Origin of the sequence: Halobacteriovorax sp. DPLXC-1, assembly GCF_036903125.1 — a bacterium.
Classification (GTDB): domain Bacteria; phylum Bdellovibrionota; class Bacteriovoracia; order Bacteriovoracales; family Bacteriovoracaceae; genus Halobacteriovorax_A; species Halobacteriovorax_A vibrionivorans.
This window is the reverse complement of sequence record NZ_JAYMCO010000002.1, coordinates 320,410-344,447: the sequence shown is the minus strand read 5'-3', so window position 1 is coordinate 344,447 and position 24,038 is coordinate 320,410. Positions and strand designations below refer to the sequence as shown.

Annotated in this window: 16 protein-coding genes; 9 read left to right on the top strand and 7 right to left on the bottom strand. The window is 35.9% G+C overall.

Annotation, left to right across the window (positions count from 1 at the left end; genetic code table 11):
- Positions 1 to 17: 17 nt before the first annotated feature.
- Genes VCM44_RS09825 through thrS form a run of 4 tightly spaced genes read right to left on the bottom strand, consistent with a single transcriptional unit; the run spans position 18 to position 6,730 of the window.
- Positions 18 to 1,097, bottom strand: a complete 1,080-nt coding sequence (locus VCM44_RS09825; RefSeq protein WP_334678699.1) for a C45 family peptidase — start codon at positions 1,095 to 1,097, stop codon at positions 18 to 20.
- The gene (locus VCM44_RS09820; RefSeq protein ID WP_334678698.1) at positions 1,091 to 3,940 is read right to left on the bottom strand and encodes an aminotransferase class III-fold pyridoxal phosphate-dependent enzyme; all 2,850 of its coding nucleotides are present in this window, start codon (positions 3,938 to 3,940) and stop codon (positions 1,091 to 1,093) included. Before VCM44_RS09820 ends, VCM44_RS09825 begins: the two co-directional genes overlap by 7 nt.
- Before the next feature lie 18 nt (positions 3,941 to 3,958).
- Positions 3,959 to 4,948, bottom strand: coding sequence for a D-alanine--D-alanine ligase (locus VCM44_RS09815; protein ID WP_334678697.1), 990 nt, complete (start codon positions 4,946 to 4,948; stop codon positions 3,959 to 3,961).
- Between the two features lie 39 nt (positions 4,949 to 4,987).
- Entirely contained in the window at positions 4,988 to 6,730 is a 1,743-nt protein-coding gene (gene thrS / locus VCM44_RS09810; RefSeq protein ID WP_115363914.1) for a threonine--tRNA ligase, read from the bottom strand.
- A 211-nt stretch (positions 6,731 to 6,941) separates the two neighbouring features.
- Between thrS and VCM44_RS09805 the strand changes: the two genes are divergently transcribed.
- The 9 genes from VCM44_RS09805 to VCM44_RS09765 all read left to right on the top strand — a co-directional run bounded on the left by VCM44_RS09805 (position 6,942) and on the right by VCM44_RS09765 (position 16,395).
- Positions 6,942 to 8,228, top strand: coding sequence for a helix-turn-helix domain-containing protein (locus tag VCM44_RS09805; protein ID WP_115363912.1), 1,287 nt, complete (start codon positions 6,942 to 6,944; stop codon positions 8,226 to 8,228).
- A gap of 38 nt (positions 8,229 to 8,266) precedes the next feature.
- Positions 8,267 to 8,752, top strand: a complete 486-nt coding sequence (locus tag VCM44_RS09800) for a hypothetical protein (RefSeq protein ID WP_334678696.1) — start codon at positions 8,267 to 8,269, stop codon at positions 8,750 to 8,752.
- A gap of 18 nt (positions 8,753 to 8,770) precedes the next feature.
- Positions 8,771 to 9,259 carry a GNAT family N-acetyltransferase gene (locus tag VCM44_RS09795; protein WP_334678695.1) on the top strand — a complete coding sequence of 163 codons (489 nt, stop codon included), beginning with the start codon at positions 8,771 to 8,773 and terminating at the stop codon, positions 9,257 to 9,259.
- 157 nt (positions 9,260 to 9,416) lie between these two features.
- Complete coding sequence (gene rimP / locus VCM44_RS09790; RefSeq protein WP_115363906.1) at positions 9,417 to 9,932, top strand: ribosome maturation factor RimP; 516 nt, start codon at positions 9,417 to 9,419, stop codon at positions 9,930 to 9,932.
- A gap of 16 nt (positions 9,933 to 9,948) precedes the next feature.
- Positions 9,949 to 11,361, top strand: coding sequence for a transcription termination factor NusA (gene nusA / locus VCM44_RS09785; protein ID WP_115363905.1), 1,413 nt, complete (start codon positions 9,949 to 9,951; stop codon positions 11,359 to 11,361).
- A gap of 33 nt (positions 11,362 to 11,394) precedes the next feature.
- Positions 11,395 to 14,166 carry a translation initiation factor IF-2 gene (gene infB, locus VCM44_RS09780; RefSeq protein ID WP_334678694.1) on the top strand — a complete coding sequence of 924 codons (2,772 nt, stop codon included), beginning with the start codon at positions 11,395 to 11,397 and terminating at the stop codon, positions 14,164 to 14,166.
- A gap of 15 nt (positions 14,167 to 14,181) precedes the next feature.
- Positions 14,182 to 14,538, top strand: coding sequence for a 30S ribosome-binding factor RbfA (rbfA, locus tag VCM44_RS09775; RefSeq protein WP_115363901.1), 357 nt, complete (start codon positions 14,182 to 14,184; stop codon positions 14,536 to 14,538).
- A 1-nt stretch (position 14,539) separates the two neighbouring features.
- Positions 14,540 to 15,502, top strand: a complete 963-nt coding sequence (gene truB / locus VCM44_RS09770) for a tRNA pseudouridine(55) synthase TruB (RefSeq protein WP_334678693.1) — start codon at positions 14,540 to 14,542, stop codon at positions 15,500 to 15,502.
- 53 nt (positions 15,503 to 15,555) lie between these two features.
- Positions 15,556 to 16,395 carry a ferredoxin gene (locus VCM44_RS09765; RefSeq protein ID WP_199506676.1) on the top strand — a complete coding sequence of 280 codons (840 nt, stop codon included), beginning with the start codon at positions 15,556 to 15,558 and terminating at the stop codon, positions 16,393 to 16,395.
- Between the two features lie 59 nt (positions 16,396 to 16,454).
- On the opposite strand, the gene VCM44_RS09760 is transcribed toward VCM44_RS09765, so the two are convergent.
- The 3 genes from VCM44_RS09760 to VCM44_RS09750 form a co-directional block, all read right to left on the bottom strand.
- Positions 16,455 to 17,240: a hypothetical protein gene (locus tag VCM44_RS09760; protein WP_334678692.1), complete on the bottom strand. Its 786-nt coding sequence runs from the start codon at positions 17,238 to 17,240 to the stop codon at positions 16,455 to 16,457.
- Positions 17,241 to 17,326: 86 nt separating this feature from the next.
- Positions 17,327 to 17,920, bottom strand: coding sequence for a histidine kinase dimerization/phospho-acceptor domain-containing protein (locus VCM44_RS09755; RefSeq protein WP_334678691.1), 594 nt, complete (start codon positions 17,918 to 17,920; stop codon positions 17,327 to 17,329).
- Between the two features lie 659 nt (positions 17,921 to 18,579).
- The gene (locus tag VCM44_RS09750; RefSeq protein ID WP_334678690.1) at positions 18,580 to 24,027 is read right to left on the bottom strand and encodes a zinc-dependent metalloprotease; all 5,448 of its coding nucleotides are present in this window, start codon (positions 24,025 to 24,027) and stop codon (positions 18,580 to 18,582) included.
- Positions 24,028 to 24,038 lie beyond the last annotated feature (11 nt).

Here is a 24,038-nt window from a genome sequence, read left to right as displayed (position 1 = left end):
ACTTTTTTTCTTGTGACCTATTTCGTATCCACAAGTGGTAGAGGTATTTCTACGTAGCGATAATTGTCATCGTATTCTCGACAGCCTCGCCATATTTTTAGCATTTGTGTTTTATAATTATAGAGTGCTCCACCACAAGTTTGTGAAGGATCGTTGGCACCTTCTGGGCTAAAGTGTGAACAAATTGAAATAGGGTGGCCATCATGAGATGTTAAAAAGTCAAACATGGCCTTCTCTGTTGTAATTTGTTTTGCGTATTTCTTTGCAAGTTCATATCGCTTATGTGTTGTTTTACTTATATTTTTCTTGTCTTCAACACTTATGATTCTCTCATTAAGGCAATGATTTGTATGAAAGATTATTTCTTTAGATTGTGGAGGCACAATCTCTTTAACAGTAGGAGTAATTTCATAATTGTAGGCATTACTGCCATCACTTATTAAATAATTATGACCTGAAGTAACTTTTGCGTTCATTAGGGTATCGATTACTTCATTTTGAGTCTTTAATGTCGACAACTTTCTTATCAATGCAGGCCAGATAATACCATTTTCACCATCCACCACATTTATATTATTGACACCAACAAATTGAGCGTAGCTATTCATTGCCATAAGCCCGAGGCAACCACATACTGTGTAGATTATTTCTTTTGTTTGCGTTGATTCATTGTGAACCTCAATTATCATCAAGTAGTTCTTTGCGCTTTGGTGCATATCCCAAGTTTGGCCTGCGAGGCTTATATCATCTCCGATATAAGAGATTGCTGTGCATCCTTCATCTGGTAATTGGATATCACGAAAGTCTGTATAGTTATTTAAGATGATAATGTCTGTTAATGAGCATTCACACCCTTCTGCTATTCCTTCAAGCTCAAGGGCCAAATCATTTGAGAAATCTTTCGTAAAACGAAATTGTTCCTTTGCAAATTCATCAAGTTTATTTTCTAGGTGAGGAGACCTCTTTAAAAGTAAGTTTGTTCTAATTTTAACAAGTTCTTTGATTGCCTCTTTGTAAGCCTTCCCATGCTGTAGTCCATTTTCGTATGGGTCAGAACTCTCATACTTAAAAATTGGTAGATTTAAGTCTGTTAACATGTGAAGAACCATTTTCCTGAGTTGCCAAAATCGCTTGGTGCCTTAAGGCCAAATTCATAAGAGATGTCCTCAAAACATTTGAATTCTTTCTTAGGTGTGTTTGATGTTAAGTATTGATAGGCTTGGGCCAAGGCATATGCATCTCCATCCCAAGTAGAAATCATCATTAATGGCTTTGATTCATAGACTTCATCTTTTAACATGCAAAGTCCTATCTGACCTCCAAAGTGGATATAGCTCGCATCTGGAGTAATCCCGTTTTCAGCACTAAGCATTTTTTTGTTCTTATGAAAATAAACACTCTCGTTAAATACAACTTTTGTTGCATTTTTGTGAGAATATTCAATTATTTCAATAAGCTCTTGTGTCGAAAACTCTTCTAGACGATCACCAATGAAAAGAGCGAGGTATTCTCCCTTATCAAGTTCTTCTTTTAGATCCGCTAAGCTTTGCGCCTTAGCATTTGGATAGAAGTCTATTTTTCCTGATAGTGTCGCTGACATAAAGCTTTGTTTACCAAAATAGTCATTATCAAGAGAAAGTACTTTTGTTCTCTTTTTTCCGTTCTTTATTAGAATTGATTTATATATCTTATCCACACACTCGCTATGTCCACTAGCACTAAAGAAATGTTGGAGCTCTTTTGGTGCAATCGCTTTAAAGTGTTTCATATTACTCATGAAGCTTTCATCAATAAAATTAGATAGGCATACTTTGTTAACTAATGTTCCCATATCATTAAATGAGGGAGTGTTTAATATAGGTGAAGATGATAGTTTTACATTTTCGTTATTCCACTTAAGGTTTTGACGGTAAATGATGACATCTCTAAAATCTACATCATCTAGATAGTTTTCTTCAAGAATGGTCTCAATAATTGCACCAAGTGAGCAATTTATTGAAAGCATGGCGCCTGCGTGAATATCTCTATTTCTTCCATAAATATATTCAAAGCCTGAAGATGCTGCAATTGTTGAAAGGGCATACTTTAGATATTTTCCCATGCCGTTTGTTTGGCGCTTTTTTACAATCGTTGTATCTAGCATATAAAGTGCTTTTGGATTATTGAAGTGTTTTAATAGTCTTAGTCCACTTTCGTGTGGAAAGTGTGAGATTTTTCCTGCAAAAGAAATACCTATTAATTCTTCATCTTCAGAGAGAAGCCCTATGGCCAGAGAGTCATCGCATTTCGCTATTTTCTCAAACTTCTCTATCTCTGTTTGTCTTGTTGGTTCATAGATAGCTTTTTGTATCTCTTCAATTTGGCCTTTATACTTTTTGAAGTTATCCTTATCAATATCAATCAGGGTAGCGTTGAAAGTGTCCTTGAAGAATTCATTTGAGAAACTTTTTGCTTCTTTTGTATCAAGTTTACCTTGTAGAGATTTAATAAGTTGTTCATGCCACTTATATTCATTTTGGATATTAACTTCTTTCTTCGTTTTGAATTCGATCTGATTATGTTCACCCTTATAAACACGTTTAGCAATCTCATCAATAGCATTAAATAAGTAGTCAATATCAGTAAATGTCCATGCAGTATTTAATCTAAATCTTAGCGTGTTTTCACCTGCTTGATAGTAGAGAAGACCTAGGTCAAATCTGTTTTTAATAAATGCAGGAATATCGTCTTTGTTTGATAAGTCAAAAGCAAATGCAAGTCCAAAGCAACGTGGAGCAGATAATTGTTCCCATTCACTTACTAGTTTAGATAGCTTTTCCTTTGTATAATCCTGGATCTCTTTAATCTTAAGTCGATTTTGGTCAAGAGCTATCGCCTGATAGTAGCCACGAATTACTGAAGATGTTTGGAATTCATTATTAAGCCATAATGGATTTTCTGTTAAGACAATTCCACTTTGTGCCTTTTTAGCACAAGTGATGAATTCTGGATTGAGTTGTTTACCTTGGGAGTCTTTAAGGTTAAATGTACGATGCCAGAAGAAGTCCAGTCCTAGGTGAAAACCTGTCTGTACTTCATCGTAGATGACTGCTACTTTATATGACTTTGCAAGTAAGTTAAGTGCATTGTGGAAACGATTTGTCGAGTAGCGGTCTCCACCTTCACATTGCATTGGTTCTACTAGAATTGCAAAATGTTCACCGCTTTGGAATGCTTGTTTTAACTCTTCTAGTGAGTCAATTTCACTTTTTAGTAAGTCATCAGCATTTGATTTAAATTTATCTAATTTTGTATCAAAGTCTTTTGCGTATGGGTTTTCCCAAAGCTTTAACCATTCATTATCTAGTTCAAGGATAAAGTTGTCGCTCTTTGTTTCCGGGTATTTAATAAAAGTCGTTTCATGTCCTGGTATTTGATATGGTTCTCTTTTGGAAGGGTTCCATGTTGAAAAAAGAGTTGAGAGAAAACGCCCATGGAAACTACCTTCAAAGGCCATAATCTTCTTTGCATCTTTGTTGTATCTACTTTTATAGGCCATTATAAGCGCTGTTTCATTGGCCTCAGCTCCTGAATTAACATAAACGGCCTTTAACTTCTTATTTGATGCCTTACTTTGAAGTAGCTTTTCAAAAGAATGCGCAATCTCTAAAAATGTTGAATCTTGATAATTTCCTGTCCAGGCACTCTGGTGCATTAATGTTCCAAAGAGTGGAGTTGCATTAAAGCCTAGTCCTAAGGTTGCAATTTGTGATGCAGCATCTAATAAGTATTCAGGATGACCTTCTTTATCCGTTTCCATTGCAAAGTAGGGCCCTTGAGAAAAATTATGTGCAGGAATATATTCCTTCTTTTCTGCTGGGGTGAAATTATCTTGATACATAGATGATAATTTCTTCTTTGCGTGTTCATGACTTTTACTACTTATTAGTTTTACTTCCATATATTAACCTTGATTTAATTATCTCGTTTCTTTAAGTATTTTCTCTTTTAAAAAATCACTAAATTTCAGTCCAGTATTTTCTAGCATCTTCGGAAACATCGAAATACTTGTCATACCAGGAAATGTATTAATCTCATTTAAGTATATTTCTCCATCACTTAAGAAGAAATCAATTCTTGATAAATGTCTAAGCTTAAGACACTTAAATGCTGTTTTAGCGATATTTTGCATCTTAGCAATTTGTTCACTTGTTAGGTCTTGAGCTTCAACTAATGTTTTAGCGTGAGAATCATCACTATATTTTTGTTGATAATCATAGAACTTATCATCATCATTTATAATTTCACCTGGCCTTGATGCATGGAGGTTTCCATCTTGTTCAAATACAGCAATTTCAAGCTCTCTGCCTTTGAGTGTTTTTTCTATGAGCACATCGTCACTATATTTTAACGCTTCATTAAGTTTTGTTTCAATCTCACTAGACGTTGTAACGTGATAGCAACCAACAGATGACCCTTGGCTAGCAGCCTTTATAAAGACATCATTATTTGATTCTTTAAAGAACTCTTTGATTTCTGATAACTCAAAAGGTAGACCTCTGTGTATTGCTTTCCATGGAGCATTGTTTATCCCCAGTAGATCAAACCACAACTTTGTTGTGACTTTATTAAAACAAATACTACTGCCTTCATGACGAGGTCCTAAATAAGGAAGCTTATGCATCTCTAGATAGCATTGAATTTCACCTGTTTCGCCAGGAGGGCCGTGTATGACTGGAATAACGTAATTGATATAAGGGCGCTCAGTTGCTGTTTCTAAAATTTGTCCGTTTAAGCTAACTTTATTTCCGTTAAGGGTTAGATTAGCATCCTTGTCCATTTCAACAACGATTGGATTGAGTTCTTTTATGAGACTCACTTGGTCTTTAATATATTGAGCTGACCTCAATGAAACTTCATGTTCTGAGGAGCCACCTCCGCAGATGATTAAGACGTTCTTCCTTTCCATGGAACCTTCTCTTTAATAAATATAAAAGACCCCTAAGGCTTATGCCTTAGGGTATTTTTCGCTATCAAGCATTTTTAATTTTTCTAGCATCTCTTCATGAGACCAGTTAAATGACTTCTTTGAACCATGCTTACGAACTGAAACAGCTTTGTTTTCAATTTCACGATCACCAAGAACAAACATAAATGGAACTTTTGCTTTTTGAATTTGGCGAGTCTTGTATCCCATTGTTTCATTTCTATCATCAACTCTTACACGATAACCTTCAGCAAAGAGCATGTCTTTAAGCTCTTTAGCTGCTTGTCCATGCGCATCTTCATTTACAGGAACGATTACAATTTGCTCTGGTGCCATCCAAAAAGGGAATGCACCAGCAACGTGTTCTGTGAATACACCAAAGAATCTTTCAAGAGATCCTAGTAGGGCACGGTGGATTACAACTGGTCTTTCTTCGCCGCCATCACTTGTTGTAAATTTCAAGTCAAATCGGTCTGGTAGTTGGAAATCAAGTTGAATCGTACCCAATTGCCACTTTCGCCCAATTGCATCTGCTACTTCAATATCGATCTTTGGTCCATAAAATGCGCCGTCACCTTCTTTGATAACGTATTTATGTCCAGAGTTCTTTAAAGCTTCTTCAAGAGCATTCTCTGCTATATCCCATGTCTTATCATCCCCGGCCTTCTTTTCAGGACGAGTTGATAAGTTAACTGTAATGTCATCAAAACCAAATAATTCATAAGCAGTGAAGATCATCTTCATTGTCTTTTGAATTTCTTCTTGAACCTGCTCAAGTGCTAGGAAGATATGAGCGTCATCTTGGCAGAATGAACGTACGCGAGTTAGACCTGCAAGGGCCCCGGCTTTTTCATTTCTATGTAGACGGCCAAAGTCAGCATAGCGAAGAGGTAAGTCACGGTAGCTATACTTGTAATGCTTATACATTAGCATGTGACATGGGCAGTTCATTGGTTTTACTGCATACTCACGCTCATCAATCTTAGAAAAGAACATATCATCTTTATAATGTTCGTAGTGACCAGATGTATGCCATAGTTCACTATCTAGGATTTGAGGTGTGATAACTTCGTCATATTCATAAAGACGATAAAGTCTTCTAATATAATTTGTGAGTTCATTTACAATGATTGCACCTTTAGGCATGAAAAACGGTGCACCTGGAGCAACAGGCTCAAAGTGGAATAATTGTAATTCTTTTCCTAATTTTCTATGGTCACGCTTTTTTGCTTCTTCAAGCATCATAAGGTGTTGCTTAAGTTGTTTGCGATCCATGAAGCAGGCTGCATAGATTCTTTGCATAACTTCACGCTTTTCATCACCACGCCAGTATGCACCTGCGATACTTAGTAATTTAAAGCCTTGTGGTAGATCTGCTGTATTTTCAACGTGTGGTCCTCGACATAAGTCAATGAATTCACCTTGAGTGTAACAACTAACTTCTTCATCTTCAGGTATGGCCTCTACTAATTCTATTTTTAAATCTTGACCTTCTGATTTAAAGAAATCGATAGCCTCAGAGCGACTCATAACCTTTCTTTCAATAGGAAGCTTCTCTTTAATGATGGTTTTCATCATATCTTCTATTTTAGGTAGATCATCTTCACCAAGGGTTTGATCCATTAAAATATCGTAGTAAAAACCGTTTTCAATAACAGGTCCAACCCCAAATTGAACTTTAGAATCTGGGTAAAGTCTTGAAATTGCTTGGGCCATAAGGTGAGCGCTTGAGTGTCTAATAGTATCTAAATCGTATTTGGCCATTGAATCTCCGTAAATAAGCCTAAAATTTGTCCTTTAAATGCACATAATATCAAATAATTAAAGGGTTCATCAATATTTTGAGTGTAAATATTTTAATGAAAATGAACTGTTTTGACTTGTAGCATGATGACATGATATGAACTTGTTGTGGTAAGATTCCACAAAATTCTCACAGCAAATAACGTGAAAATTAATCGATAGGGAGTTAAATATGCAGATTGTCGGGGGACAAGAATCTGGAACAAGTAATCAAAAAGAATCAGCAAGTTTAGATGTTCTAGGCTTCGTCGGTTCTGGTGAAGGGCTAATTCCAACTCAAGATAATTTAACTAAGCTAGAAGTCGGAAAGGCTTACTACCAGCTTGGTAAGCTTCACTATGATAAGGCCGATCTTAACAAGGCGGAAGTAAACTTTCTTAAAGCTATCGATTGTGCTGAATGTCCTCAGGATAATTACCGTGTTTTAAAAATTCTAAGTTTTCTCATTCGTATTGCGGCCGAGAAATTAGAGGATGAAAAAGCCGAAAAATATATTTCACATAGTGAGGCCATTGTTAATGACCTTCAAGAGAATCTAGGAAGCCTATCAGCTGAATACTTCTATTATTCAGGTCTTATCAAGTCATATCGAACTGACTTTGATGGAGCATATCAAGACCTAGACTTATCTTATAATAAGTCTAAAGAGGAAAATGATCCTGATCTTCACTCTAAATGCTTATTAGCTTTAGCAAATAATGCATTTAACAGAGGTCAATTTGAACTTTCTCTCGAGTATATGGGACAACTAGATAATCTTTTAAAAATTATTAATAAAGAGTATTTAGGTGGTTCAATGCATATGACATATGGAAAAATTCATATGGCCACAGGTAATATTGAAGCGTCTTTAAAACATTTTAATCTTGCAAATATTACGCTTCAAAATAAGAAGTGCTGGAACCTATACGGATATATTCTTTTAGGAATTGGACAAGTTCAAAAAGTTAAAGGTGATTACGATAGAGCAACTCTTTATTATAACCTAGCAAAGCAAGCAGTTGATTCGACGACATTTAAGCGTCTAACAAATGTTCTTGATGCCGAGATTCATGAAGTTAATGATTCAAGTGTTGATATTTACCTTGATCGTAACAATAGAAAAGTAAAAGAGAAGAATATTGGTGTAATTGATTTCAAACATCGTTTTGTTCTTCTAGAGATTCTATTCTTATTAGCTAAGAATCGCGGAAGTTTCTTTGATAAAGAAGATCTTGCGAGAGAGATTTGGAAAGATGAGTACAATCCATTAATTCACGATAAGCTTATCTATACTTCGATTTCTCGTCTAAGAAAGTTAATTGAACCTAAAGATAATAGTAATACGAAGAGAAAGTATATTATTCGCGGAAAAGACGGATATACTTTCAATCCAGATGTTAAGATTCGCTATCAAATGGAGACTAAGCTTACTGCTGGTAAAGCCGTGGCAAACGTTGATATCAGTTCTCCAGTTTAAGATAGATGCGATTTTTAATTTATATTTCAATTTTTTTTATGACAAATACATGGGCCCTTCGAGAAAGGGCCCTTTTCTCTATAAATGGTAAAATATATTTTACCAAGGAAGCCAATTTCCTCTTAAAAGCGTATCAGTATTCAAAATGCTCTATAGATGAAAATAAGAACAAAGATTATTTTAATGAATTAGTTGGAAAACTTTCAACTCAGGAAGGTGTAGAAGCCGCTCCACTGGTACCAAATGACTCTCAAATACAAAGAATTAAAAAGATAATGCTTATAGGGAAGTTGTTAAGCTTGGAGCATGAGTTTTTATCAACACCGAAGTTTGAAAAATGCAAGGTTCCTAAGGCTTATAGAAAAACTGTCGAGCAAATCTTTAATACAAATCTTGAGCTTGCAAAGCGCTATAAATCATTCATTAATAATAAAGACATAATAACTCCAGAAAGCCTTGTGAAAAGGTCAACAAGTTACCGTACGCATATATTGAAAGATATTCAGTCACGTCTATTTCTGTAAGGTCTAGGTAGTCGAAATATGAAAATACAATTCGAATACTTGGCCAAATTAGATGAACAGATGGTTGATAAGTTATCAGACTTTGAATCTGATCATTTTAAATGGTCATGGTCTAAGAAAGTTTGGAAAGAGCTTGCAAGTTCTTCAAGAAATATTGTTTGCTTGTGGCAAGAATCCTTAGAAAATAATAAAAAAGAAATTATATCTTTATGTGTATTTGAACTGTCTTCTCCAGATTTCTGCCATCTCTATAAGATCGTTGTCGATGAAAAATTCCGACGTCGTAAGTTAGCTTTGGCCTTATTTAAGCAAATGTGCCACGTCGCATCAGTAGAGTTAGGCTTCAGTAAACCTCATATATACCTTGAAGTAGAGGAGAATAATGATGGTGCGATTGGATTTTATCAAAAAATGGGCCTTAAACAGATTCATATAAAAAAGCGGTTTTATCAAAATGGTAATTCGGCCGTAATAATGCAGGGCGTTCAGGATTGTGACAAACCTTGACAAGATTTCAAAATGTCTGATAATTAATAGGTACTTAGAAATTTAGAATAATTTTTTTTAAAATCTGGGTAAATAACGATTAGTTAAATTTTTAACAAGATATAATCGGGTAGACTTATTAGTGCTACCCTTTTTTTTTATTAATAGGCACATTTTAATGAATTTAAATGTTGAATATAAAGGTATAGAGAAGAAGTTTTACGAGCTTTCACAAGCTATTGTAAGTGAAGCTGGTTACTACCTTTACGATATGGAATATATAAAAGGTTCAAAAACTTTACGCGTTTATATAATGAATAAAGAAACGAATACTGCAGTGATCGAAGATTGTGTGGCAGTTGATCGTGCTTTTAGTGAGCCTATGGAGAGTGCTGACTGGATACCAGATGATATTGTCTTAGAAGTATCTTCTCCTGGAATGTTTCGTAAAATTAAAACAAGAGAACACTTTGACTTAAGTAAGGGACAAAGAATTCTCGTTGAATTAAATAAGAAGTTTGGTGACTTATTTCAAGGTGAGAACTTTGATAAAAAAACGGCCAATACTAAGAAAGTTTTATGTGTTTTAAATGATGTTGGAGATGACTATATAGAAGTTAATCTCGACAGTGACTTTGATTTAAAATTAAATTTAAATGATATTAATAAGGTAGCACTTGAACCAGAAGTGTAACTATTGAGGTGAAAAAATGAGTTTCTCAGAATTAGGTAAAATTATTGATGTATTAGGTAAAGACCGTGGAATCGATAAAGCAATTATCGTAAACGCTATTGAGCAAGCTTTCTTAGTAACAGCTAGAAAGAAGTTTGGAATTCAAGGTGAATATGAAACTCGTTACAATGACGATGATGACGATGTAGAGATTTTTCAATATAAGAATGTTGTTGAAGATGTAAGAGATCCAATTATTGAGATTAATCTTTCTGATGCAAGAGAATTAGATGAAGACGTAGAGGTAGGAGATCAATTAGGTATTAAAATTGAAAACCCTAATTTTACTCGTGTTGATGTTCAAACTGCTCGTCAAATTATTATGCAAAAAGTACGTGATGCTGAAAGAGAAATTCTATTCTCTGAGTTCAAGCACAGAGAAGGTGATCTAGTAACTGGTATCGCTAGAAGATATGAAAGAGGGAATATCATCGTTGACCTTGGTAAGGCCGATGCAGTTCTTTCAAGAAGAGAAATTATCCCAGGTGAACAATTTAATCCAGGTGATAGAATTCAAGCATACTTAACTGAAGTTGTGATGACGAACAGAGGTCCTGAAATTAGACTTTCTCGTACATCTCCAATGTTCTTAGTTAAGCTATTTGAAGTAGAAGTACCTGAGATTCAAGATGGAACAATCGAAGTTAAGTCTGCTGCACGTGAGCCAGGTCAGAGAGCGAAGATTGCTGTACAATCAGTTGATAAAGATATCGACCCTGTTGGTGCATGTGTTGGTATGAAGGGATCTCGTGTTCAAAATATCGTTAACGAACTTCAAGGTGAAAAAATTGATATCGTAAGATGGAACGATGACCTAGCAACATTTGCTATTGCAGCACTTGCACCATCTGAAATTGAAAATATCTCAATTGATCATGACTCTAAATCAATGGATGTGATCGTTGAAGAAGATCAACTATCTCTTGCAATTGGTAGACGTGGTCAAAACGTTCGCCTTGCAGCGATGTTATCGGGATACAATATTAACATTATCTCTAAAACAAAACTTCAAGAGAAAGTTAATAAGGCCGTTGAAAACTTACTTCAAATTCCATCTGTTTCAGATGCAATGGCGCAAGTACTTGTTCAAAATAGCATCATGGCAATTGGTGACTTCATGGCAACACCTGCAAGCGAAATCGCTTCAATGACTGGTGTTGATGAAGCTGCTGCTCAAGCGGCAATTGATGAAGCAGCAAAGCTTGTTGAAGAAGGAACAATTGAACTTCAACCTGAAGGTGAAGAAGAGCTGGTATCTGCATCAGCAGTACCAAGATACCTAGGTATCATAAATAAAGAGTCTGGTGAGGAATCAGAAGAAGGCTCTGATAAATTTAATGAAGCTGAGAGAAGACTAAGAGAAGAATTAGCTGCATTTAAAATTAAATAATTTATAAAATTGTAGTCATACTACGGAGACAAAATGCCTAAGAAAATATTTGAATTGGCCAATGAAATCGGAAAGAAGCCTCTCGATCTTGTTGAGGAACTGAAAGCCCATGGCTTTAACGTAAGAAACCACATGTCGGTATTATCGGACGATGATATCACAAAGTGGCAAGAGTTAGCCGGCGCTAGTGCTAAGAGCGAAGATGCTCCAGCAAAGAAGAAGGTAACAAAGAAGAAAAAGGCCAAGAAGAAGACTGCTAAGAAGACTACTGTTCGTAAGAAAGCAGCTAGTAAAGACGAAGAAGACGGTGAAGATAAGCCGGCAAAGAAAACTGTAACTCGTAAGAAGAAAACAGTTGTTCGTCGTAAGGCTTCTTCAAAATCATCTGAGGCAACACCATCTGTTGATGAAAGCACTGAAGAGACAACTACAGTACATGTTGCTGAAGCTTCTGCAGAAAAACCTGAGAAGGTAGTTGAGGCAAAAGAAACTAAGGTTGCTGAAAAAAGCTCTGAAGAACCTAAAGCTGCTGAATCGAAAGATGAAACAGAAGCTCAAGAGAAGAAAGTTGAAAAAGAGACTTCTTCAAAAGAGAAAGAAAGTGACAAAGGTGTTGATGGTAAACCATTTGGTTTAAGAATTGTTTCAGCGCCTACTAAAGAAGATAAAGAGAAAGCTGCAGCTAGAAAGACTCGTGAAGCTAAAAAAGCTGAAGAGAAGCCAGAAGACGACATTAATGCGAAAGCTGGTCCTGGTACAAAAGGTGTTACTGGTAAGAAGGACGCTAAAAGTAGTAGGCTAAGTGGTCTTGCTTCTATGTTAAGTGCTAAGAAGAATGTTAATCGTTCTCAAGCCCTTAATGAAGAACGTGCTACAACTGAGCTTAAGTCATATGCTGCTCTTCAAGGCTCAGGCCGTCCAATGTATACTCAAGTTAAGAGGAAGAGACAATATTCAGGTCCTTCTAAGTCAACTGAGATAACAGAAGTTAAAGAATCAAAAAGAGTTATTAAGCTTCATGGTGGAGCTTATGCTGAGCAATTAGCTAAAAAGTTATCAATTAAGCTAAAAGATATGATCGATAAGTGTCTTGATCTAAACCTACTTGTTAGAAATGGTGATTACATCGGTCTAAAATTAGCAGGTCAAATCGCTGCGCTTTATGATTATCGTGTAGAAGATCAGTCATTTGATGAAGATGCAGTTATCGGTAAAGAAGAACTTTCTGAAGAAGAAGTTAGTAAACTTCCACTTCGTGCTCCTGTTGTTACTATCATGGGTCACGTTGATCACGGTAAAACAACTCTTCTTGATTGTATTAGAAACGCGAAAATTGCAGACGGTGAAGCTGGTGGTATCACTCAGCACATTGGTGCATATTCAGTTGATGTTAAAGATTCTAAACTAACGTTCTTAGATACTCCTGGTCACGCGGCCTTTGGAGCAATGAGACAACGTGGTGCAGATATCACAGATATCGTTATTCTAATTGTTGCAGCAGATGATGGTGTTATGCCACAGACTGTTGAATCGATTAAATATATTCAAAGTGCTGGAAAGCCTTTAATTGTAGCAGTTAACAAAATGGACCGTGAAGGAGCTAATCCAGATCGTATCAAGCAAGCGTTAACTGAATACAGTATTACACCTGAAGAATGGGGTGGAGATACTCAATTCTGTAATATCTCAGCTCTTAAAGGTGAAGGAATTGATGAACTTCTAGAAGCACTTGCTCTACAAGCTGAAATTCTTGAGCTTCGTGCAGATCCAAAAGGTGTTGCAGAAGCCGTTGTTGTTGAGTCTAGAATTGAGCATGGCCGTGGACCTGTTGCAACTGTACTTGTTGAAAAAGGAACGCTTAAAAAAGGTGATTCAATTGTAGTAGGTGAAACTTTTGGTAGAGCTAGAAGTTTAACTGACCACAGAGGTAATCAGCTTCCAAAAGCTGGGCCATCAACTCCTGTTCAAATCCTTGGTCTAAGTGAGGCTCCGGCTCCAGGTGACGTTCTAAACGTTGTTAAAAATGAAAGAGAAGCAAAGAAGATTGCACAAAATAGAATTGATGAGCGCATCAGAATTGAAGCTGCTGCGACGACTCAAGGACCTAAGGTTTCTCTTGAGGACTTCTTTGCAACGGCAGCTGGTGAAGAAGGTCAAACAAAAGATCTTAATCTTATCATTAGAGCAGATGTACAAGGTTCATACGAAGCTATTAAAACTGCACTAGAGTCAATTTCAAATCCTGAAGTTGAAGTTAAGGTAATTCGTGGTGGAGTTGGACAAATTAGTGACTCTGACATTGAACTTGCTAATACTTCTGGGGCATTTGTCATTGGATTTAATATGAGACCAGCAACATCTGCTAGAAAACTTTCTGAGCAGTATGGTGTTGATATTAAAACATACTCAATCATCTATGAACTAATCAATGATGTTAAACTTGCAGTCGAAGGTCTTCTTGATCCTGAATATACTGAAGAGTATATCGGTCGTGCAGAAGTTCGCGATACATTCTCTGTTCCAAAAATTGGTACAATTGCAGGTTCTGTTGTCGTTGACGGTAAGATCATGGTTGGATGTAATGTTCGTCTTCTTAGAGAAGGTAAGATCATGTTTGATGGTAAAATGTCTTCTCTTAAACGTTTCAAAGATGACGTTAAAGAAGTTAAGAATGGTTACGAGTGTGGTGTAGGTCTTGAAAACTATAATGATATTAAAGTTGGCGACCTATTTGAAGCATACCAAATGAAAGAGAAGAAACGTAAACTTGAAGACGTTATGACGTCTGAGTCACCGATTCTTTAATATTGGAGATAGGCCATGAGTAGCAATAATAAAAAACTGCAATACGAAGAGCAGATAAAAAATGAAGTCAATAAGTTATTGCGTACAGGTCTGGATAATAGTGCATTCACTTATTGTTCAGTAACTAAAGTTGAAATGAATCCAGACTTCTCAGTAGCAACTCTTTACTGGGATACATTTGATCCTTCTCGAAGAGGTGATATTGCAAAAGCAATGGAGTCAGCTTTAGGTAAAATGAGAACTCATTTGGCAAAAACACTTAAGGTTAGACACACTCCATCTCTAACTGCTGTTTATGACTCGCAATTTGAAGACGAGCAAGAAATTGAACAGCTGCTTAAGTCAGAAAAAGAAAAAGGAAAGTCATACTAATATGGCACGAAAGTTTAAAGGCCCAATTTTTGGGCCTTTCTTTTTTAAGGTCGATAAGCCTAAGGGAATAACTTCCTTTGACGTTATTAGACAGTTTAAAAGAAAGCTCCCTAAGAATATTGGAAAGATTGGCCATTTTGGAACACTCGATCCATTTGCTACCGGACTCATGGTTATTGGAATTGGTCCAGCTACTCGTTTAAATCAATACACTCAAGTTTCAACTAAAGAGTATATCGCTTCAGGACGCCTTGGCTTCTTATCGCCAACTGGTGATTTTGATACTGAAGATGGCACGATGGAAAGGGTTGAGATTCCGCCACTGTCTTATGAAAACGTAAAAGACGCCTTGGAATCATTTGTAGGGCCTTATATGCAAAGCCCACCGGCCTTTTCGGCCACAAAGCATGAAGGTAAGCCTCTACATGAATGGGCAAGAGAAGGCATCATCATCGAAAAGCCTCCTGTAGAGCGTCATATCCACGATATAGAGCTTCTAAGCTTTGAAGGGGATACTGTTATCTTTCGTGTTAGCGTCTCTTCAGGAACGTATATAAGAGTTCTCTTTGATGATCTGGCCATTAAGCTTGGAACACGAGGAGCACTTGAGGAGCTAAGAAGAACAAACTCAGCTGGTATTGATCTCGATGGCTCAATTAAACTTGATATTTTTAATGATGATGATTTTGATTTTCGAGAGTTTTTATTGAATCATGCTCAACCTATCACTGATTTAATCAATTTTCAGTTACTTGAGCTAGATGATAAGGATGCCCTTAGTTTTGCTAACGGAATGACGATAAAGAGAGAGAATGAGACGGATGGCCTATATTGGGTCAGATCAAATAATCAAACACTTGGCCTTGGGGCCATTGATGAAGGAAAACTAAAGGTAAAAGTCGGTTTTAGTCCTGCTGCGTTAGATAAAATCGATTTAACTATATGTAATTCCTTAGACGAATAATTTTAAATCATGCTATACTTTGGAAAAATATATAAGGAATTTAAGGAGATAAAGTGAATACTACTTTAATTGCACTAGCTATTGCATTATTAGTTGTAACAGGGATGATTGTCCAACTTGGTATTTTAAGCCTTCTTTCAGGTGCTTTTTTCTTTCTATTTGGAAAGTCAAAATTAGATGTATTAAAAGCTTCTGATGATGAGAGCTTTGCTTTCGGTTACCGTTGGAATAATTCAAGAGAGCCAGCAAAGTTTAACCATGTTGTGGTTAGATTATTTAACCCATTTGGTAAGAAAACACAGGTAACAGTTTCAAGTGATTATGCTGCACAAGACTCAGACTTCGCAGTAGAAGTTAAATTTGGACCTGCTTTCAAAGATATTTTAGATATTGAAAACCTAGACTCTGCAACTGTTGAAGTTGAGATTAAGTCTAAAGAAGGTATTACTCAATCACGTCAAATGAAGGCGCGTAAGTTTATTGAAGCTTATCGTGGAGCAACTCAGACTGTCGAAGAGTTTAATGGAGAGTTTGGATATGAGAAGCCTAAGAAGTTTTATCATCAAACTTCTCGTTCATTTATTGCAGATCCTATTCCTGAAGGAAATATCCCAGTAGGATTAAGAATTTCTGCTAACCCACAATTTGCTGGTGAGTTCGCTGGTAACGGTGGTGGAGATGCTGCTGCTCAAGAGAACTTTGCAGTATCTAAAGTTTGGATTGAAGAGGGTTGTATCGTTTGTAATGCTTGTGAAGGTATTTACCCAGAAGTATTCGAAGTAACTGATACAAATTGTATTATTCGTCCAGATGCTCCTCTTGATAATGGACTTCTGATTCTTGAAGCTGCTGAAGCTTGTCCAACTGAAGTTATCAAGTTCGAAAAAGCATAATTTAATATTTAAAACTTTTTCAATATATACAAGGCCCTCTTATTTGAGGGCCTTTTTTATTATTTAAGTTGATGATTATCATTTTGATTTCTTGCAAGTTTACTTTTTTCTTTTGTTACTAGTGTTTTGAGTTGTTCTTTATTGAACTTTGTTTGTACTTGTTTGTAGTTCTTTATTCGTCTTACTTTTTTTAATATTGCAGTTATTCGATCAACACTTTGATTACACTTTTTTAAAAAGTCTGGATTATGAGATTCCTTGAAACGTTTGAGGCTAAGTTTTGCTACCATAAGTGGATCATTTATTTCACTAGAAAGTACATAGATCATTTTTGATGTAACTTCTCTTTTATGATAGATCGAGGATTCTTTTGCCCTTTGTTCTTCTATAAGATTTTTAAAGTAGACGATAGATCCCATTACGAATGATGGGATAATGATATTTATAAATAACATACTTAGAAAGGTAATATCCTCAATATAATCGACTCGCATATATGAGCAATAAGACATAATAACGATATTTGTTATTAAGGCGATTAATGCCTTCTTCTGACCAGCAGTGTATGCGGTTATAGTGAAACCTGTTAAGGCCCAAGGCAGTAAAAGCCACGCTCTTGCTCCTAGAGCTATTGCGCGCAAATTAAGATGTATTAAACAAACTGCTATCAAGACAAATTCAAAATATGTTTTATTATCGTGTTTTACATATTGATAGTAGGCTAGAGCTGTTAATGGAAATATTAAAATTACTCCTACATTATCAGTTTTAATCTGTCCGTGCTGACTAAATATCAGATAGCCTAGAATAATTGAAATGAGAAATAATGATGTATTTGTAAACAAAACGAGTCTTGCTTCATGTAATTTTTCAATCCTTTCAAAACCTTCATATTGATGGATTGATTTTGGGTAAATATATTTTGAAATATCTAATTTAATAAATCACCCTCCTGTCTTTTAAACTTTCCATTCCTATCGATTTCTATCCTCTTAAAGATGTCATACATGGTACTTCTTTCACCATATTTAACTTCATCAAAATCCTGAAGGTCTTTGATAAGACGATTAATTTCGATAATACGCTCTAGGTTCTTATCACATCTTTCTATTAGGTCCTGTGAACGCTCATTTTCGAGTCGTGTTAAACACATTTTTACAATTGCCAGTGGGTTATTAATTTCATGACTAAGAGTAATGATCATTTTAGAAATGGTATCTTTTTGTTGTTGTAGTTTTAATTGTTTGTATTTATCACTGTCGATAATTTTCTTATAAGTCATAAGTATGATGTAGAGGACTGAGGGAAGTAATATATTTCCAAGAAAGTGAATTGTCTTATATTGGAAATCATCAAGTGGTGCTGCGTAGTAACAAAAGTAGCTAATAGTAATTATGTTAGTTAAAAATCCTAAAAATGGTATCGTAAACTTGATGATCTTATTTGATGTTAAAAATAATAGGTAAGACCATATCAATAAAGACCATGCGTGAGACTGTGTTATCAAGGCGAATATATTTATCACACCAAGTTGAAGAAATAGGAGTAGGGCCTGTGCAGCAAGTATTTTGTTGTGTTTCTTATAAATGTATATGGAACAGAGGCTTAATGTTGAAATGAGTGCTGCACTATAGGGGTAGATTTTTGGAAGATTAAATAAGGATAAAAATAAAATAAGAGATGTAAAAGAAGTGAATAAAACACTTAGTAAAATGAATGTGATTATTCTGGCTTCGTATGTTTTTTCAACAGCAGCTTGTCCTTTCAGCTGTATAAGTTGTTTCGGGTAAAAATAGTTGAAACGATCTAATTTGATAAAAACTCCAAAACTAATTCTGTTATGAAACCCTTCTGTAACCAATTTAACAATTGATTATTAAAATGTCGCATGGTGAAAAGTTATATTTTTATTAGGAAAATTTAAGAATTTAGTTATTTTAGGGATTTGTGCATTTTCGCCTCTGGGTTGTATTGCTTCATCCGCTCCTGTTCTTTGTGCATAAATTTTTATTCAATGAGAAGAGATGTAGAATATACATAATTGGTTACCCGAAGGCTCCCTTCGTGGTCGCCTCTGGGTTGTATTGCTTCATCCGCTCCTGCGGATGCCGCAAACAAAAAAGGCCCCACTGGACAGGTGGGGCCTAATTAAAGAACAAATTTATTGGTAGTCGGTTTGTTAGGTTATTTACCTTCCATTCCGTTTATCATTCTAAAGTATGAACCAAGAAGCTTTACGTTTCTCTTCATATCTCCGTAGAAGCTATTAACATCTTTAGTAATTCTAGCTTCACTAATCGCATCACCAATTAACTGATCCATTTGTAATGTTCCTTGTAGAGTTCCTTCATTTGCTTCTCTAGCAAAAACATCTCCAAACTTAACATTCTCATTGGCATTCATCCCTTGGATAATCTTTGTGATTACCGGAGCAAATAACTCAACCTGACCATCATCGTTGATAGATGGCATTGAGAAGTTGTTTAAAGTATTAGTAAGCTTATTATTTAGGTAAGCATTCTTATTGCTTCTACTTCCCATTTGTACTAAATCAATTGTTTGACAGTAGTTGTCTGATAATCGACAGAATTCTACATTCTGTACGATTGGAACAATTGCTCTACTTACAACTTGGTTAATCGTATCGATCGTTACATTTTGTAAACCTAGCTCATTCATTAGTCCTGCAAACTTTGCAGAGATGAAGTAGCTACCAGCTTTCTTTAGAAGATCTCTTTGTGCCTTGATACCTTCAATCTTAGTCTCTTGGTTAGATGACTGAGATACAGCAAGTACTTGTGCAAAGTATTTTTCTAGTTCTGCTAGGATCGTTTGTGTATCGCCAATTGCGGCTGCAGCTTCAAGTTCTCCTTTTTGGAAGTTCATTGACTCTACTGTTGCTGCTTCAGCTGGCTCAGTTTTAATAAGCTCTAGAGCTGAAATGTGGGCCTGTTCCCATTCTTTAAATAATGAGTCCCATCTATCATCATGCGAAATTAATTGCATGATACTAGCTTTTTGAATGATATTACCTGCTACATATGAATCAGTTGCATATGGAACATAAGCTTCTCTGTGGTTTGTTTTTTCTGCCACAAAGTCTTCAGCAACTTCATACATTTGACCTTCAACTTCAACATTTCTAGTCACTAGGTCACTTTGAGCAATATGTTTTACCCAGAATGCTCTAGCAGGGTTTGCTGTTTGCTCAAATGTATCGATATGTCCGTAAATTAGACCACCGATTGCAGCGTAGTTCGTTTCAACTTCATCAACTGCTACAGTAAACGCTCCATTAGTAAGAGGTACGTTTCTTCCTGTGTCTGGATCGTATACAAGTGGTGTAACTTGTCCGGATAGAACTTCAGTCATTGTTGATTGAGCAATTGAGTTTTCAATATCGATACCAAATAGGTATTGCTCAAGTAACTGGTATGGAATTCTTAATGAGTTTGAACGATACTTGTAAGAGTATGATTCAGACTCAGATAGTGCAACTAGAGCAGCTGCTTTATCCCATTCAACACCACGGTTCTTAGCTCTGTAAGAGTCAGCATCTAGTGAGTAAGAGTCATTCCATTTCGTTTCAACAACCATTGCTTTTTGCGTTTGAACATCAATTTGTGTTCCGTCTTCTGCCGTTACTTTCGTTTGAGAAGGAACGATTGTTTGTACGAAACGCTTATTTCTTTGTGCTTCAGTATCCAGTCCTGCACCTGGTGCGATATCTGGAGTAGCTACAACAGACTGTAGGAAGAATAGTGATTTAATTGTTCCATTTACTAAGTCATTAGTTGTCGCATCGTGAGCAACTTGATCAACACTTGGATCATAAAGCTCTGGAGAAAGAATTAGATGGTAGAAGATCTCTTCATTCATCATTCTTAATTTGTAGAACTTATTCATTAACCAACCAAATGCAGCTCCACCGTAGAATTGCTTACGCTTTCCAGGGAAGTAAATATACTCATACATTAGACGGTAATCTTTGATTTCATAATCAACGATTTCTTCAAAAGATGATCCATAGTCATGTCTTTGACATTGTGGCGACTGGCCAGCATCTTCATCTGAACAGAATCTAATTCTCTTAAGACCTGCCTCGGCCATTAATGTATGCTTTGAAATTGCAGCAGGGTTACCTGATTCATCTGTCAATGCATCTAATACATCTTGGATTTTAACAAGGTGGTAGTAAAGCCCTGATTCAAATTCTGATTCTACTGAAGTTACTTTAACTTCTTTACCATTAATTGTTGTTGAAGTTTTCTTCTCATTTGAAGTTCCTTCAAGTTCAACCATTCCAGCGTAAGCTGCACGTAGAGCATATACATCATATGGAGCTAGTCCATCATAAGTTGCATGATCATCAATCGTGTAGTCCATAACAGATGAAGAAGTTCTCTTAGATTCTTTTTCACCTGGGAATAGCCAGTTCTTCTTATCAAATGATCCAACAAAGTTGTGACGTAGACCAAGGTTGTGGCCAATTTCGTGTGCAAGTGTTGGCATCCAGATATCGATTAGGATGTCATTCTTACCTTCGTCAGTTTTTGCCATCTCTAGAACATCGTAGTTCTTAGCAAGGTTGCTCAATGCAAAGTCTGCAGTTTGGTGGTTACATACTGGTGTCTTTACACCATTTCTGTATTCCATTGAGTGTAGGATTTTTGCACTGATTGCTTCTGGAGAGTTCTCTCCGTGAAGTGCTTCTTGAAGAGCAACTTCATCTTGCTTTGCAATCGCTTTCCAAGCTTTATGGGCCTTTAGACCTTCTGCTTTCTTAGCTCTTGGAAATCTTTCAAATACTTCATCTTTGTCATATGAAGTTGCAGCAAAGTCTGCCTTCATAAGACGATGTGCATCCTTAATTGATGACATACGAGAGTTAATATTTGGAACCTTAATCTTATTAAGTAGGTTCGATTTTAACTTATGGTGAGCGATACCGTGACGGTGTGAAACAATATTTTCTTGTTTCGCATCTTGTGTCGCAACTTCACCTTCTACTTCAACATCTGTTCCATCAGTTGATGGCTGAGTTGATTGTTGTGTTTTTGCATTGTGCTCATCAAGTGCTTTTTGAATAGCTGCTTTATTTGACTCAGCAACTAATTGCTTAAGCTGTCTTGAAGGAGTCATATTCTTAACAAAGTTTTTCTCTGCTTTTGCCTTTTCAATCATCCAATCAATTGATGATTTCATGTTTCCACCATAAAGGTAAACAGAAGCTGATTCTACGATACCATTAACCGGGTTAAATGATGGACCACCAAGGCCAATGATTGGGCTTGAAGTCGCTTTTTGTACCCAGTAAATGTGGTTACGTTGTAGATCACCAAGGTGAGCTTTTTCAACAACTTCAATCGTTACTGATTGTTCTTGCCCATCAAGAGTATAATCAACTGTGTAGTTCTTTGTTCCTGCTGGAATAGAACCATCTTTTTCAATTTTTAGTGTAATAACATCACCACGACCTTCGTACTGCGTTCCTTTGAAAGCGCGTCTGAAACCAGTGTTGATGTCATTAATAACTTTCTTAGAAGATAGGATGATCTTATTTCTAAGGTCTAACTCTGTCTTTGTCAGTTTCTTAACAAGGTTACCTTCTGAATCGTATTCATTTGAAGGGATACCTGTAAGGACGTATTCAATTGTCTTACCGTTTTTGATATCAAAAACCATTGGTAGGCCAACTGAAGTGTCAAAGTCGTTTGTTTGTTCAGTATATCCTTTTGGAACTAGTTTAGAACCTGTGAATAGACCAAAGTTGAATTTCTTTTGAACTTCATATGATAAGTCTTGCTCTGGCTTATTATACTTGTGCTCATACTTCATGAAAGTTGTTCTTTCTTTGAAAGTAAGAGTTTCGTTTTGTGGACCTAGGTAATCTCCACCATAGTCTGCACAGTTAAATTCATTACCTTTCTTATAAGTCTTTTGAGTTGACCAGTTAAGTACATTGTCTTTCCCATCAACTACTTGAGAGATATTCTTTACTTCTGTAAGACCAGGAATAACTCCACTTGTACATGCACTCATAAGGTATGGGTCAAGAGCTGTTTGTACATTTTTAACCTTGTCATTTTTAAGGTTAACTACAGCAAAAGCTCTTTCATCATTATGGTGTGATGGAACGTATACAATCCCACCATTGTCATTTTGACTTTTTCTATAATACTCAGCTTCAAATTCTAATAGAATTTCAGTATCAAGATCGCTTGTACCTGTTTTGTCTAGTAGAGGAGCGCTTCTTCTAATTGCAACTCTATCTTTTTCGAAATCAAATTTTACAATTTCAACGTGCCAAGCTGATTTTGATCCAGCAAATGTATAGTTAAAGATATTTGGAGCATCTTCTAGTACTCTTCTAAACGTAAATGTTTGATTTTTAAATTTTTCTAGTGAAAGCCATGCTGTACTTAGCTCTTCTTTAATATCCTGTGGAAAAACAACTTCTGGCTTTGAGTCTTTTTCTAATTGGATAAATTTAGCGCCTTCAGCATCTGTACTTGTTGATACTTTTGTTTCAGCTAGGACTTCATCGTTCTCATCTAGATCATATTTGAACTTAACGTATTTAATTGATTCTGAAATCTCTGATCTTAAGAAACAGTCTGCAAGTGGTGCTTTTACTCTTTTTGCAGTTTCAGCATCACACTTTGTGAATAGAACATTGTATTTTTCTGCTCTAGCAAGCTCTGCTTCATTGTCAGTAAGTTCTGATCTATTAATAACTCTAGCAAAGTATGCTTTTGATGTTTTATCATCAATGATTACTTTTATAAGGTCTTTGTCTTCAAATACACGACCGTCAATTTCAGATCTTGTGAAAGCATCTTTGTTGTTAAAAAGCCTCGCTTCAAGATCTGCTACAGTGAAAACATCATTTTCTATTTTATTTCGACGATAGATTGTAGAAATCTCTTTTTGGTCCATACCAAAAACGCCAGTATAAGTTCTGTTCTTAACAAGATAGTCTACTTTAAAGTGACTTGACTCAGAACGATCTCTTTCAACATATTGTATGTGTCTTGTTTTTTCTTCAAGGTCATTCTTTCTATTTTCTCTCTCATAAAAGTCGACTCCATATTGAAAAATAGGGATTCGCTTTAAAGAAGAAGCCTTAACAGGAAGTACATCTCTAATTACTTTGTTTGATGCACTAAAAGATTTAACGTCTCCTTCAACTGGTGAAAGGTATGCAACTAGGTAGTTTGTCGTAAGGTCAAATGTAATCTCAAACTTTTCTCCTGGTTTTTCAGAGAAGATAAGAAGGTCTTTTACAAGTACATTGTATTGCTTATCGTTAGAGCTAACGATTTTTGTTGAGTATAGCTCTTTTGCTTCACTACCAACACTTGCATCAATCATCTCTGTACTGATGTTATTTTTTGCAAGTTCTTCCTGAGTAGCAATTGCACTAGATTCAACAATAATTTTAGCTGCCGTTACAGAGTTATTAGTTCTGTACTCTTCGTAAGCGTAGTCTGGCTCTTTGTCCGGTAGTGTTTTTGCACACCCTGAAAGGATTGTGGCCATTGCTAAAGCATGTGTAATACCTTTTAGCATTCCAAATCTTTTTTGTTTTTTGATTTTCATTTTGTTTTCTACCTTTGTTTTATTAACCATTTGTCCTTCTT